Below are 12,991 nucleotides of genomic sequence, written 5' to 3'. Positions count from 1 at the left end.
CACGACCGCCCCCTCAGTCCTCCCGGAGGTCCTTCACCCGGCGCAGCTTGCCCACCGAGCGTTCCAGGGTCTCCGGGTCGACCACGGTCACCTCGACGCTCACGCCGACGCCGTCCTTGACGCCCCGGGCGACGGCGAGGGCCGCCGCCTCCCGCTGGGCGGGCGCCGCGTCGGGCCTGGCCTCCACCAGGACGGTCATGTGGTCCATGCGGCCCCGCCGGGTCAGCCGGATCTGGAAGTGCGGGGCGACGCCGGGCGTACGCAGCACGATCTCCTCGATCTGGCTGGGGAAGACGTTCACCCCGCGCAGGATGATCATGTCGTCGCAGCGGCCGGTGATCTTCTCGATGCGGCGGAAACCGGGCCGCGCCGTGCCCGGCAGCAGCCGGGTCAGGTCGCGGGTGCGGTACCGGACGACCGGCAGCGCCTCCTTGGTGAGCGTGGTGAAGACGAGTTCGCCGCTGTCTCCGTCGGCCATGACCTCGTCGGTGAGCGGGTCGACGACCTCGGGGTAGAAGTGGTCCTCCCACACGTGCAGGCCGTCCTTGGTCTCCACGCACTCCTGGGCGACGCCCGGGCCCATCACCTCGGACAGGCCGTATATGTCGACGGCGTGGATGTCCATGCGGTCCTCGATCTCGCGCCGCATCTCCTCGGTCCACGGCTCGGCGCCGAAGATGCCGACGCGCAGCGAGGTGGAGCGCGGGTCGACGCCCTGCCGCTCGAACTCGTCCAGCAGAGTGAGCATGTAGGACGGCGTGACCATGATGATCTCGGGCCGGAAGTCCTGGATGATCTGCACCTGGCGTGCGGTCATGCCGCCGGAGGCGGGGATCACGGTGCAGCCCGCGCGCTCGGCGCCGTAGTGCGCGCCGAGGCCGCCGGTGAACAGGCCGTACCCGTAGCTGACATGGACCTTGTGGCCGGGACGGCCGCCCGCGGCGCGGATCGAACGGGCCACCAGATCGGCCCAGTTCGACAGGTCCCGCTCGGTGTAGCCCACCACGGTGGGCCGCCCGGTGGTGCCGCTGGAGGCGTGCACGCGGCGCACGTCCGCCATGGGGACGGCGAACATGCCGAAGGGGTAGGTGTCGCGCAGATCGGCCTTGGTGGTGAACGGGAAGCGCGCCAGGTCCTCCAGAGTGCGGCAGTCCTCGGGCCTGACACCGGCGCCGTCGAACTTCTTGCGGTACAGCTCCACGTTGTCGTACGCGTGCCGCAGTGTCGCCCGCAGGCGCCGGAGCTGGAGGTCCCGCACCTCCTCGCGGGTCATGCGCTCGGCCTCGTCCAGCAACTGCGCGGGCAGCGGCTCCCCCCGGCGGGGCGCGGCGGCCGTCGGGGTCGGTTCGCTGATCATGGCGACTCCTCGCGTTCCGTGCTCCGGATGCTGCGGCTTCGGCCGCGGAACTCCGCGACGACCGTGTCACCGCGTACGACACTCACGTCGTAGATGCCGCTGCGGCCGAACCGGGTGCGCTCCCGGGCCGTGGCCACCAGGACGTCGCCCTCGTACGCGGGCGCGACGAAGTCGATGTCGGCGCCGGCCGCCACGGTGACGGGGCCGTGGCTGTTGCAGGCGCAGGCGAAGGCGCTGTCGGCCAGCAGGAACAGGTACCCGCCGTGGGCGATCCGGTGGCCGTTGACCATGGCGGCGGTCACCGTCATGCGCAGCACGGCGGTCCCTTCGCCGTGCTCCAGCAGTTCGATGCCGAGGCCCCGGGACGCCTCGTCCGCGGCGAGCATCCGCTCGACGGGTCCCGGTGTCGCGTCCGTCGTCCGCGTCACTGCGTGCACCACCCTGTCTCCCGACCGAACATTCGGTTATCGTGCGGCGCAGTCAGGAAATCCGCCGGACGCCGCGCCTGTCAAGAGGCCGGGCGAGTGCGGACGGACTGTTGCCCCGAGCCGGGGTTCTCGGCATATCATGGACCGAACGAATGGTCGGTAGGGTTAGGTGGTACGGATGACCGCAGCGCACACCCGCTCCACGACGGAGGACGAGGCTCCGCCGGAGCTCCAGGAGCAGTTCGACCGCACCATCGCGCGGGACCAGCGCGTCGAGCCGCGCGACTGGATGCCCGAGGGCTATCGCAGGACGCTGATCCGGCAGATCGCCCAGCACGCCCACTCCGAGATCATCGGCATGCAGCCGGAGGGGGAGTGGATCACCCGGGCGCCGTCGCTGCGCCGCAAGGCGATCCTGTTCGCCAAGGTCCAGGACGAGGCCGGGCACGGGCTCTACCTGTACTCGGCCGCCGAGACCCTCGGTGCCGACCGCGCGGACCTGACCGAGCGGCTGATCGAGGGACGGCAGAAGTACTCGTCGATCTTCAACTACCCGACGCCGACCTTCGCCGACGTCGGTGTGATCGGCTGGTTCGTGGACGGCGCGGCCATCTGCAACCAGGTGCCGCTGTGCCGCAGCTCCTACGGCCCGTACGCGCGTGCCATGGTGCGGATCTGCAAGGAGGAGTCCTTCCACCAGCGGCAGGGCTACGAGCTGCTGATGACGATGATGCGCGGCACCGACGCCCAGCGGGAGATGGTGCAGGACGCGGTGAACCGCTGGTGGTGGCCGTCGCTGATGATGTTCGGCCCGCCCGACGACAACTCGCCGAACTCGGCCGCCTCCATGGCCTGGAAGATCAAGCGGCACAGCAACGACGAACTGCGGCAGCGCTTCGTCGACATGACCGTCCCGCAGGCCGAGAAGCTCGGCGTGACCCTGCCCGACCCCGAGCTGCGCTGGAACGAGGAGCGCGGGCGTCACGACTTCGGCACCCCCGACTGGGACGAGCTGATGCGGGTCATCAAGGGCGACGGCCCCTGCAACGCGCAGCGCGTCGAACGCCGCCGCACCGCACACGAGGAGGGCGCCTGGGTGCGCGAGGCCGCCGCCGCGCACGCCGCCAAGCAGGCCGCCCGGGCACGGAAGGAAGCCGTCGCATGAGTGACACGCAGGCACCGAAGGCCGACTGGCCGCTGTACGAGGTGTTCGTCCGCGGCAAGCGCGGGCTGAACCACGTCCACGTCGGCTCGCTGCACGCCGCCGACGACCGCATGGCCCTCACCCACGCCCGCGACCTGTACACCCGGCGCAACGAGGGCGTCAGCATCTGGGTGGTCCGCTCCGAGCACATCGCGGCCTCCACACGCGACGAGAAGGACCCCTTCTTCGCGCCCGCCGCCGACAAGGTCTACCGGCACCCCACGTTCTACGACATCCCCGACGACGTCCCGCACATCTAGGAGCCGGGCATGAGCGACTCCAGGAGCACGGCATGAGCGACGACCACGTCTACCTGTCCCTCGCCGAGGACCACGAGGACAGCGACGCGCGCTGGGCCTTCGGGACCGGCTTCGAGGACCCCCTGCACGGCGTCAGCACCGCCGTGCCCGACGGCGTGGACACCGCGGAGCTGGCCGCGAGCTGCCTCGCCCTCGGCGACGACGCCCTCGTCTCGGCGCAGCGCCTCGCCGAGTGGACCACCCGCGCTCCGGAGCTGGAGGAGGAGGTGGCGCTCGCCAACATCGGCCTCGACCTGCTCGGCCAGGCCCGCCTGCTGTACGCCCGCTGCGGCCAGGTCGACGGCACCGGACGCGGCGAGGACGCCTACGCCTACTTCCGCGACGCCGGCGACTTCCGCAACGTCCGCCTCGCCGAACTCCCCGGCGGCGACTTCGCGTTCTGCGTCGCCCGGCTGCTGGTCCTGTCCAGCTGGCGGCTCGCGCACTTCCAGCACCTCGCCACCACGGCCGACCCGGTGCTCGCCGCCGTCGCCGCCAAGGGCGTCAAGGAGCTGACGTACCACCGGCAGTACGCCGCCGAATGGGTCGTCCGGCTCGGCGACGGCACCGACGAGTCCCACCGGCGGATGCGGGCCGGGCTGGAGCGCGTCATGCCCTACGTCGGCGAGTTGTTCGCCGCGCACGACGCCCGCACGGAGGTCGACGCCGTCCTGCGGCAGGTCACCGGGGCCGCGGGTCTGCCGCTGCCGCAGGCGACGCCGCTGCCCGGCTCCGGGCGCGCCGGCGAGCACACCGAGCACCTCGCCCCGCTGCTGGCCGAACTGCAGAGCGTGGCCCGCGCCCACCCGGGGGCGACATGGTGACCACCCTGGCCGACGCCCGGCGCGCGCGGCACATCGCCGAGGGGGTCCCGGACCCCGAGCTGCCCATGCTGACCCTCGCCGACCTCGGCGTGCTCAGGGACGTGCGCGTCGAGGCCGACGGCACGGTGGTCGCCGACCTCACCCCGACGTACTCCGGCTGCCCGGCCATGTCCGAGATGCGCGCCGACGTGGCCGCGCGGCTGCGGGCCGCCGGGTACGAGCAGGTGCGGGTGCGCACGGTCCTCGACCCGCCGTGGACCACCGACTGGATCACCCCGCAGGGCCGGCGCAAGCTCGCCGAGCACGGCATCGCACCGCCCGGCCCCGCCCCGCGCCCGGCACCCGGACCGGTGCCGCTGGTGCTGTCCGCCACGCGGCGGACCGTGCCCTGCCCGCGCTGCGGCTCCGCGGACACGGAGGAGACCTCCCGCTTCGGCGCCACCTCCTGCAAGGCGCTGTGGCGCTGCCTCGCCTGCCGCGAACCCTTCGAGTACGTCAAGGAGATCTGATGCAGGACGTGTCGGCCCCCACCGCGGCAGTCGCCCCGCGCCCGCGCCGCCGCCCGGCCTTCCACGCCCTGCGCGTGGCCACGGTCCAGCGGCTGTGCGAGGACGCGGTCGCCGTCGGCTTCGACATCCCCGCCGAACTGGCCGACGAGTTCGCCTTCGCGCCGGGCCAGTCGCTCACCCTGCGCCGCCGGGTGGACGGACGCGACGAGCGGCGCTCGTACTCCATCTGCTCACCGGCCGGTGCCGCGCCGCGGATCGGTGTGCGGGAGGTGCCCGGCGGACTGTTCTCCTCCTGGCTGGTCCGCGACGTCCGGCCCGGCGACACCGTCGACGTCATGGCCCCCACCGGCGCGTTCACGCCCGACCTGAGCACGCCCGGCCACCACGTCCTGATCGCGGCCGGCTCCGGCATCACGCCGATGCTGTCCATCGCCGAGTCGGTCCTGGCCGCCGACGACCGGTCCCGGGTCACGCTGTTCTACGGCAACCGCCGTACCGGCACGGTGATGTTCGCCGACGAGCTGGCCGACCTGAAGGACCTGTACCCCACCCGCTTCCAGCTCGCCCACGTCCTGTCGCGCGAGCCGCGCGAGGCCGACCTGCTGTCCGGACGGCTGGACGCCGACCGGCTCGCCGCCCTCGTGGACGGCCTGGTCGACGTGAACGGCGCCGACCACTGGTGGCTGTGCGGCCCGCACGGCATGGTGCGCGACGCGCGCCGCCTGCTCACCGGGCTCGGCGTGCCCGAACAGCGCGTCCACCAGGAGCTGTTCTACGCCGACGACGAACCGGTGCGGCCCCTGCGCCACGAGGAACCGCGCGCCGACGGGCCGGTCAGCCAGGTCACCGTCGTCCTGGACGGCCGCTCCACGACCTCCGCCCTGTCCCGCGAGTCCACCGTCCTCGACGCGGCCTCCCGGATCCGCCCCGACCTGCCGTTCGCCTGCAAGGGAGGTGTGTGCGGCACCTGCCGCGCGCTGGTCACCGAGGGCAAGGCCGACATGCGCCGCAACTACGCCCTCGAACGGTCCGAGGTCGACGCGGGCTACGTCCTGACGTGCCAGAGCTTCCCGGCCTCCGACACGCTCACGGTCGACTTCGACAGCTGAGGCGCGGCGGGCCGGACCGCCGCCTCCGCTCCGCGAGGTCCGCTCCGCGAGGTCCGCGTCACGATTCCGGCGTAGCGTGATGAACGGGACCGTCTCTCGTCGGCACCGGCCCGAGGGAAGGAGTGGACATGTCCAGTCCCGCACCTCGGCGGACGCCACTCGATCCGGCCCGGCGTGACGCCTTCGCGGGCGACATGGCCGACGTGCTCAACAAGGGCGCCCTCGCCCTGCTCGTCAGTGTCGGCCACCAGAGCGGCCTGTTCGACACGCTCGCCGGCCTGCCGCCGGTGACCGGCGCCGACCTCGCCGAGGCGGCGGACCTGGACGAGCGGTACGTACGCGAATGGCTGGGCGGCATGGTCGTCGGCGGCATCGTCGAGTACGAGCCGGAGACCGGGACGTACACCCTGCCGCCCGAGCACGCCGCCTCGCTGACCAGCGCGGCCGGCCCGGACAACCTCGCCGGGATGATGCCGTACATCGCGCTGATGGGCGAGGTCGAACAGCGGGTGCTGCGCTGCTTCCGCGAGGGCGGCGGCGTGCCGTACTCGGCCTACCCCAGGTTCCAGGCGCTGCAGGCCGAGGAGACCGCCCGGGTCTACGACCAGGCGCTCGTGAGCCTCATCGTGCCGCTCGTGCCGGGACTCCCGGAGCGGCTCGCCGAGGGCATCGACGTGCTCGACGTCGGCACCGGTCACGGCCACGCCCCGCTCGTGCTGGCGCGGGCCTTCCCGGCGAGCCGGTTCCACGGCCTGGACCAGTCGGAGGCCGGCATCGAGGCGGCGCGCGCCGAGGCGGCCCGGGCGGGCGTCGGCAACGTCCGCCACAGTGTCGGCGACTCCACGCGGATCACCGGCGAGTACGACCTGATCACCGCGTTCGACGTGATCCACGACCTGGCCCGGCCCGCCGAGACGCTCACGGCGATCGCCGGGGCGCTGCGCCCCGGCGGAACGTTCCTGATGTGCGACATCGCCGCGTCCAGCAGCCTGGAGAAGAACATCGGGCACCCCTTCGGGCCCGCCCTGTACGGCTTCTCCGTCTTCTACTGCATGACGACCTCCCTCAGCACCGGCGGGGCGGGCCTCGGCACGGTGTGGGGTACGGAGACGGCGGTGCGGATGCTCCGTGAGGCGGGCTTCCGGAACGTCGACGTCACGTCGGTGGAGGGCGATCCGATCAACGTGTACTACGTGGCGACCAAGGACTGACCCGCCGGGCGCCAACCCCTGTCCCGCGGTCCTTCCGCCGTCCCGCCCTGATTCCACCCCTACTTAAGTCAAGGTCGAAGGAAAGTGCTGTCAGGGTTCTTGACCGGCATCCGGCGCGCGGGCAAGGTGCGGGGAGAGCGCTCTCCCGCACTCCGGCGCATCCCCTCAACTCCCCTTACGAGGAGACACTTTCATGCCCGCAGTCGGCCCCACCGCGGCGAGACCGCCGCGCAGACCGCACCCCGTGCCCGCCGCCCGGAGAGGGATCGCCGGCACGGTCGTCGCCGCCCTCCTCGGCACGCTGCTCGCCCTCCTGCCCGCCTCCGCGGCCCAGGCCGCCCCGGTGCTGCTCTCGCAGGGCAAGCCGGTCACCGCGTCCAGCCAGGAGAACGCCGGAACCCCCGCCGGCGCCGCCGTCGACGGCAACCTCACCACCCGCTGGTCGAGCGCCTTCTCCGACCCCCAGTGGATCCGCGTCGACCTCGGCGCCACCGCCTCCGTCGAACAGGTCGTCCTGCGCTGGGAGGTCGCCCACGCCAAGGCCTACCGCATCCAGCTGTCCGCCAACGGCACCGACTGGACCACCGCGTACTCCACCACGACCGGTGCCGGCGGCACCGAGACGGTCAACGTCTCCGGCAGCGCGCGCTACGTCCGCGTGCACGGCGAGACCCGCGCGACCCCCTACGGCTACTCGCTGTGGGAGTTCCAGGTGTACGGCACCGCGGGCGACGGCGGCCCGACGCTGCCCGGCGGCGGCGACCTCGGCCCCAACGTGCACATCATCGACCCCACCACGCCCGACATCCAGGGCAGGCTCGACCAGGTCTTCCGCCAGCAGGAGTCGGCGCAGTTCGGCACCGGCCGGCACGCGTTCTTCTTCAAGCCGGGCACGTACAACAACCTCAACGCGCAGATCGGCTTCTACACCCAGATCGCCGGGCTCGGCCTGCGCCCCGACGACACCACCATCAACGGTGACGTGACCGTCGACGCGGGCTGGTTCAACGGCAACGCGACCCAGAACTTCTGGCGGGCCGCCGAGAACCTGGCGCTCAACCCGGTCAACGGCACCAACCGCTGGGCGGTCTCCCAGGCCGCATCCTTCCGCCGCATGCACGTCAAGGGCGGCCTCAACCTCGCCCCGGCGGGCTACGGCTGGGCCAGCGGCGGCTACATCGCCGACACCAAGGTGGACGGCACCGTCGGACCGTACTCGCAGCAGCAGTGGTACACCCGCGACAGCACCGTCGGCGGCTGGACCAACAGCGTCTGGAACATGACCTTCTCGGGCGTCGAGGGCGCGCCCGCCAACTCCTTCCCGGAGCCCCGCTACACCACGCTCGACACCACGCCCGTCTCCCGCGAGAAGCCGTTCCTGTACCAGGACGGCGGCGAGTTCAAGGTGTTCGTGCCCGCCAAGCGCACCAACGCCCGCGGCACCACCTGGGCGAGCGGCACCCCGCAGGGCGAGTCCATCCCGCTGAGCCGTTTCTACGTGGTCAAGCCCGGCGCCACCGCCGCCACCCTCAACGCCGCGCTCGCGCAGGGCCTGAACCTGCTGTTCACGCCCGGCATTTACCACGTCGACCAGACCATCGACGTCGACCGGGCCAACACCGTCGTCCTCGGCCTCGGTCTGGCCACGATCATCCCGGACAACGGCGTCACGGCCATGCGGGTCGCCGACGTGGACGGGGTGAAGCTCGCGGGCTTCCTCATCGACGCGGGCACGGTCAACTCCCCGACACTGATGGAGATCGGCCCGGCGAACGCCTCCGCCGACCACGCCGCCAACCCCACCAGCCTCCAGGACGTCTACTTCCGCATCGGCGGAGCGGGTCCCGGCAAGGCCACCACCAGCCTCGTCGTCAACAGTGACGACACGATCGTGGACCACACCTGGGTGTGGCGCGCCGACCACGGCGAGGGCGTCGGCTGGGAGACCAACCGCGCCGACTACGGCGTCCGCGTCAACGGCGACGACGTGCTGGCCACGGGCCTGTTCGTGGAGCACTTCAACAAGTACGACGTCGAGTGGTACGGCGAACGCGGCCGGACCATCTTCTTCCAGAACGAGAAGGCCTACGACGCGCCCAACCAGGCAGCCATCCAGAACGGCGCCACGAAGGGCTACGCCGCCTACCGCGTGGACGACTCGGTGAACACCCACGAAGGCTGGGGCATGGGCAGCTACTGCTACTACAACGTGGACCCGACGATCCGTCAGGACCACGGCTTCAAGGCCCCCGTCAAGCCGGGAGTCAGGTTCCACAGCCTCCTGGTGGTCTCGCTGAGCGGCAACGGCCAGTACGAACACGTCATCAACGACACCGGCGCGCCGACGTCGGGCACCTCGACCGTCCCGTCGACGGTGACGTCGTATCCGTGATGCCACGGTGAGTGAGTGAACCGAGGGCGTCCGACGGGCCGAGGCCGGTCGGACGCCCCTGACGCACGCCGGGCGGTCCGGTCGGGTCGGTCGGTCCGGCCGGGTCGGTCGGGTCGAGCCAGGTTGTTGAACATTCATGCATTAGGTACCCTCGGCCGCAAGCTTGAAAGTTCAAGCGACCCTCGTCGTCTCCCCGAAGGGCCGAACCGCATGACTTCCACCCTGACCCGCACCACCGGCACCTCCGCCACCCACGAGGGCACCTCGCCGCACGCCTACGACGCCGGGCTGCTGATCATCCGCGTCGCCCTGGGCCTGACGGTCGCCGTGCACGGTGCGCAGAAGCTGTTCGGCTGGTTCGGCGGCGGAGGGCTCGACGGCACCGGCCAGTTCTTCACCATGAGTGGCTACCCCGCCGGCCAGGCCATGGCCGTGATCGCCGGCCTCAGCGAGACCCTCGGCGGGCTCGGTCTCGCGCTCGGAGTGCTCACGCCGCTCGCCGGCGCCGCCGTCCTCGGCACCATGATCAACGCGCTGGCCGTCAAGTGGGGCGGCGGCTTCTTCGCCCCGCAGGGCGTCGAGTACGAGCTCCTGCTGATCGCCGGTGCGGCCGGACTGACCCTCACCGGGCCCGGCCGGATCGCCGTCGACCGCTTCCTGCCCGGACTGCGCGCGCACCGGCTCACCCACAGCGCCGCCGCCGTGGCGCTCGCCGTGGTGCTCGGCGGCCTGGTCCTGCTGATCCGCGGCTGACCGCCGCCGCGCGCGTTCCGACGGCGCCATGGGAGGCGCCCGACCGGCATCATCGCGGTCGGGCGCCTCTCTGCGTCCACCGACCGAGGAGAGGGAGTCCCACCGGCACCGGTGAGCTCCGGGCTACGTCCCTGCCATGAACGGATCACCGTGATCTGCCGCAGCGTCTTCGGCACATGCCGCCTTCGCACCGGGCTCCCCCTTCGCACGGCCTGGGCGGTCGCCTGTCAGCGCCGCCTTCTCGAAGCTCCACAAGTCTGCGATCACGAGCCGCCGCCCCCACCGGCGGACAGACCCGGTCGGCGCAGGTCCTGCCGCGAAACGGCGGAAGTCGAGGGGCGGCTTCTCACCGCGTCGGCGAGGCACGACCGGCGCGACGGCGGCATGCGGCTACGGTCTGCCGCGTATGAAGCCCCATGACACGACGGTCCCGGCCGACAGACCTCCGGGGCGCGCGGCGCGGCAGGCCTGCTGCGTCCTGACGCTGGTCGTCGCGCTGAGCGCATGCGTGGGACCTTCACGGTCGGAGACGGACTACCAGGAGAAAGTCGCCAACACGGCGGAGGCGGCGCGCTCGGCGGTGCAGACCGCACGGCTGGTCGTGGACGCGGCCGAGGAAGGCAGGGCTCTCGGCCCGTACACGGCCAGGGCCCTGTCGGACGCCGAAACGGCCCTGGACTCCGTCGCCACCCACATCGGGTCCGTCCAGCCACCCACCACGCACAGCACGGCGTTGCGCAGCAGGGTGACCTCTGTGCTGGAGGACTGCCGGGCCGCGCTGGCCGACCTGCGGATCGCCGCTCGTGCCGGGCGCTTCGGTGAACTGGGCCGGCTCGCCGAGCCTTTGCCGAGACTCGCCGCCCGGCTGCAGCGACTGGAAGGGCTGAGGCCGACGTGAAGAAGGTCCTCAGCCTGGCGCTCGGGGTGTTCACGGCGATCGGCGGGTTCATCGACATCGGTGACCTGATCACCGATGCCCTGATCGGGGCCCGGTTCGGGCTTGCTCTGGTGTGGGTCACGGTCGTCGCGGTGATCGGTGTGGCCCTGTACTCGGAGATGGCGGGCCGGGTGGCGGTGGTGACCCGCCGGACCGTCTTCGACCTGATCCGCGAGCGGATGGGCGCCCGGACGGGGCTGGCCGCCGTAGTGGTCTCCTACCTTGTCAACGCCATCGCTCTGATCGCGGAGCTGTGCGGCATCGCGCTGGCGATCGAACTGCTCACCGATGTGCACTACCTGCTGTGGGTGCCGCCGGTGGCGTTCCTGGCCTGGCTGGTTGTCTGGCGGGTGCCGTTCGCGATGATGGAGCGCGTCTACGGCCTCGCCGGGATGGCGCTGTTCGTGTTCGTGGTCGCCGTCTGGCATCTGGGCCCCGACTGGGGACAGATGGCGCACGATGTCACTCACCCGAGCCTTCCGTTCGGTGAGGGACTGCCCACGTACTTCTTCTACGCGCTGGTCATGCTGGGCGCGCAGATGACTCCCTACGAGGTGTTCTTCTTCTCCTCCGCGGCCGTCGAGCACCGCTGGCGGGCCCGCAACCTCATGGAGGTGAGGATGAACTGCTGGGTGGGCTACCCGATCGGAGGCATCCTCGCCATCGGCATCCAGGTCGTTGCCCACCAGGTCCTTCAGCCGGCCGGGATCCAGGTGGAGAACCTCAGCCAGACCGTTCTGCCCGTGGTCCTGGCCCTGGGGAAGGTCGGACTTGCGCTGGCCGTCCTCGGTATCGTCGCCGCGGTCTTCGGCTCCACCATCGAGACGCTGCTGTCGTCCGGCTACACCGTCGCGCACCACTTCGGCTGGACCTGGGGCAAGACCGGCCGCCCGGCCGACGCCAGCCGCTTCCACACCTTGCTGCTGGTCACCCTGCTCGCCGCGGTGGCCGTTGCCCTGACCACGATCAACCCGGTCACGGTCACCATCTACGCCGTCTACCTGGGCGCGGCCGTCCTGCCGGTGACCTATCTGCCGATCCTGGTCATCGCCAACGACCGCCGGTACCTGGGCGACCGGGTCAACGGCCGCGTGGCCAACGCGGTCGGGGTCGTCTACCTCGTCATCGTGGTCGCCGGAGCGGTGGCCGCGCTGCCCCTGCTGATCGCGACCAAGGCGGGACTGTGACCGAATACCTGGACGCCGGCCTCGAACTCCTCGACCGCCACGTCGTGGACAGCGGAGGAACCTCGCTGGGCAAGGTCGACGACCTTCTCTTCACAACCGGCGAGCACGGGCCGCCCGTCCTCGCGGCGGTGCTCATCGGACAGCAGGCTTTCGCGGCTCGCCTCGGCGGCAGGACGGGCCGGTGGTGGAGGTGTCTGGCCGAACGGCTGTCCGGCCGCCGCGGCCCCGTCGAGGTCCCGGTCGCCGCGATCGACGACATCGGCACCGTGGTACGGCTGGCGTCCCCGGCCGACGCGTTCCCCGCGCTGACAGCCCCCGAGCGGTGGCTGCGCCGCCATCTGATCTCACGTCTCCCGGGAGGAATGCGTGAAAGCGACTGACCTGCTCGGTGCCGAAGCGGTCGACACCGACGGCCGTCGGCTCGGCCGGGTGCACGATGTGCGCCTCGCCCGCTCCGGGCAGGACGCGGCCTGGCGCATCGACGCCGTCGTCGTCGGGCCGTCGGCCCTGGCATACCGCCTCGGCTACGCCGAACACGTCGTCGACGGCCCCAGGCTCCTGGCCGCCCTGGCGTGCCGACTCGGCCGCAGGAACCGGCCGGTCCCGTGGGCCCGGGTCGTCTCTTTCCGGCAGCGGCGCCTCGTGGTCCGCCCCGGCGACGAGCGGTCCGCCTCATGACGACGGAAGGGCTGGTCGTTCTCTTCGCCTGGCTGGAGTACCTGGCCTTGGTCGCCGTCCTGGCCTGGCTCGTGCTGCGTCGCGGAAAGGGGCATGACGACGC

The 12,991-nt window shown here is 71.8% G+C and carries 14 protein-coding genes; 12 read left to right on the top strand and 2 right to left on the bottom strand.

Annotation, left to right across the window (positions count from 1 at the left end; genetic code table 11):
* Positions 1–13: 13 nt before the first annotated feature.
* Positions 14–1,357: a phenylacetate--CoA ligase PaaK gene (gene paaK, locus QC282_RS03140; protein WP_279547610.1), complete on the bottom strand. Its 1,344-nt coding sequence runs from the start codon at positions 1,355–1,357 to the stop codon at positions 14–16.
* Complete coding sequence (gene paaI / locus QC282_RS03135) at positions 1,354–1,785, bottom strand: hydroxyphenylacetyl-CoA thioesterase PaaI (protein ID WP_279547609.1); 432 nt, start codon at positions 1,783–1,785, stop codon at positions 1,354–1,356. The genes paaK and paaI overlap by 4 nt, the downstream gene beginning before the upstream one ends.
* A gap of 178 nt (positions 1,786–1,963) precedes the next feature.
* On the opposite strand from paaI, the gene paaA reads away from it, so the two are divergent.
* From paaA to QC282_RS03075, 12 genes are all read left to right on the top strand, one after another.
* Positions 1,964–2,950, top strand: a complete 987-nt coding sequence (gene paaA / locus QC282_RS03130; RefSeq protein WP_279547608.1) for a 1,2-phenylacetyl-CoA epoxidase subunit PaaA — start codon at positions 1,964–1,966, stop codon at positions 2,948–2,950.
* Complete coding sequence (gene paaB, locus QC282_RS03125) at positions 2,947–3,249, top strand: 1,2-phenylacetyl-CoA epoxidase subunit PaaB (protein ID WP_279547607.1); 303 nt, start codon at positions 2,947–2,949, stop codon at positions 3,247–3,249. Before paaA ends, paaB begins: the two co-directional genes overlap by 4 nt.
* Positions 3,250–3,281: 32 nt before the next feature.
* Positions 3,282–4,112 carry a 1,2-phenylacetyl-CoA epoxidase subunit PaaC gene (gene paaC, locus QC282_RS03120; RefSeq protein ID WP_279547606.1) on the top strand — a complete coding sequence of 277 codons (831 nt, stop codon included), beginning with the start codon at positions 3,282–3,284 and terminating at the stop codon, positions 4,110–4,112.
* Positions 4,106–4,621 carry a 1,2-phenylacetyl-CoA epoxidase subunit PaaD gene (paaD, locus tag QC282_RS03115; protein ID WP_279547605.1) on the top strand — a complete coding sequence of 172 codons (516 nt, stop codon included), beginning with the start codon at positions 4,106–4,108 and terminating at the stop codon, positions 4,619–4,621. Before paaC ends, paaD begins: the two co-directional genes overlap by 7 nt.
* Complete coding sequence (gene paaE / locus QC282_RS03110) at positions 4,621–5,730, top strand: 1,2-phenylacetyl-CoA epoxidase subunit PaaE (RefSeq protein ID WP_279547604.1); 1,110 nt, start codon at positions 4,621–4,623, stop codon at positions 5,728–5,730. The genes paaD and paaE overlap by 1 nt, the downstream gene beginning before the upstream one ends.
* Before the next feature lie 128 nt (positions 5,731–5,858).
* Positions 5,859–6,941, top strand: coding sequence for a class I SAM-dependent methyltransferase (locus QC282_RS03105; protein WP_279547603.1), 1,083 nt, complete (start codon positions 5,859–5,861; stop codon positions 6,939–6,941).
* A 193-nt stretch (positions 6,942–7,134) separates the two neighbouring features.
* Positions 7,135–9,333, top strand: coding sequence for a discoidin domain-containing protein (locus QC282_RS03100; protein ID WP_279547602.1), 2,199 nt, complete (start codon positions 7,135–7,137; stop codon positions 9,331–9,333).
* Between the two features lie 210 nt (positions 9,334–9,543).
* Positions 9,544–10,086: a DoxX family protein gene (locus QC282_RS03095; protein ID WP_279547601.1), complete on the top strand. Its 543-nt coding sequence runs from the start codon at positions 9,544–9,546 to the stop codon at positions 10,084–10,086.
* 406 nt (positions 10,087–10,492) lie between these two features.
* Positions 10,493–10,984 (top strand): hypothetical protein, encoded by a 492-nt coding sequence (locus QC282_RS03090; RefSeq protein WP_279547600.1) that lies wholly within the window; start codon positions 10,493–10,495, stop codon positions 10,982–10,984.
* Complete coding sequence (locus tag QC282_RS03085) at positions 10,981–12,210, top strand: NRAMP family divalent metal transporter (protein ID WP_279547599.1); 1,230 nt, start codon at positions 10,981–10,983, stop codon at positions 12,208–12,210. The genes QC282_RS03090 and QC282_RS03085 overlap by 4 nt, the downstream gene beginning before the upstream one ends.
* Positions 12,207–12,590 carry a hypothetical protein gene (locus tag QC282_RS03080; RefSeq protein WP_279547598.1) on the top strand — a complete coding sequence of 128 codons (384 nt, stop codon included), beginning with the start codon at positions 12,207–12,209 and terminating at the stop codon, positions 12,588–12,590. Before QC282_RS03085 ends, QC282_RS03080 begins: the two co-directional genes overlap by 4 nt.
* On the top strand, positions 12,577–12,888 hold the full coding sequence (locus QC282_RS03075; protein WP_279547597.1) for a PRC-barrel domain-containing protein: 312 nt from the start codon (positions 12,577–12,579) through the stop codon (positions 12,886–12,888). Before QC282_RS03080 ends, QC282_RS03075 begins: the two co-directional genes overlap by 14 nt.
* Positions 12,889–12,991: the final 103 nt, after the last annotated feature.

The organism is Streptomyces sp. DH24 (assembly GCF_029813775.1).
Classification (GTDB): domain Bacteria; phylum Actinomycetota; class Actinomycetes; order Streptomycetales; family Streptomycetaceae; genus Streptomyces.
This window is presented reverse-complemented; position numbering and strand designations above follow the sequence as displayed.

What these genes read in the sequence shown, in the direction of transcription:
- paaK (WP_279547610.1), bottom strand. Translation starts at nt 1,357, where the DNA reads ATGATCAGCGAACCGACCCCGACGGCCGCCGCGCCCCGCCGGGGGGAG.
- paaA (WP_279547608.1), top strand. Translation starts at nt 1,964, where the DNA reads ATGACCGCAGCGCACACCCGCTCCACGACGGAGGACGAGGCTCCGCCG.
- paaB (WP_279547607.1), top strand. Translation starts at nt 2,947, where the DNA reads ATGAGTGACACGCAGGCACCGAAGGCCGACTGGCCGCTGTACGAGGTG.
- paaC (WP_279547606.1), top strand. Translation starts at nt 3,282, where the DNA reads ATGAGCGACGACCACGTCTACCTGTCCCTCGCCGAGGACCACGAGGAC.
- paaD (WP_279547605.1), top strand. Translation starts at nt 4,106, where the DNA reads ATGGTGACCACCCTGGCCGACGCCCGGCGCGCGCGGCACATCGCCGAG.
- paaE (WP_279547604.1), top strand. Translation starts at nt 4,621, where the DNA reads ATGCAGGACGTGTCGGCCCCCACCGCGGCAGTCGCCCCGCGCCCGCGC.
- QC282_RS03105 (WP_279547603.1), top strand. Translation starts at nt 5,859, where the DNA reads ATGTCCAGTCCCGCACCTCGGCGGACGCCACTCGATCCGGCCCGGCGT.
- QC282_RS03100 (WP_279547602.1), top strand. Translation starts at nt 7,135, where the DNA reads ATGCCCGCAGTCGGCCCCACCGCGGCGAGACCGCCGCGCAGACCGCAC.
- QC282_RS03095 (WP_279547601.1), top strand. Translation starts at nt 9,544, where the DNA reads ATGACTTCCACCCTGACCCGCACCACCGGCACCTCCGCCACCCACGAG.
- QC282_RS03090 (WP_279547600.1), top strand. Translation starts at nt 10,493, where the DNA reads ATGAAGCCCCATGACACGACGGTCCCGGCCGACAGACCTCCGGGGCGC.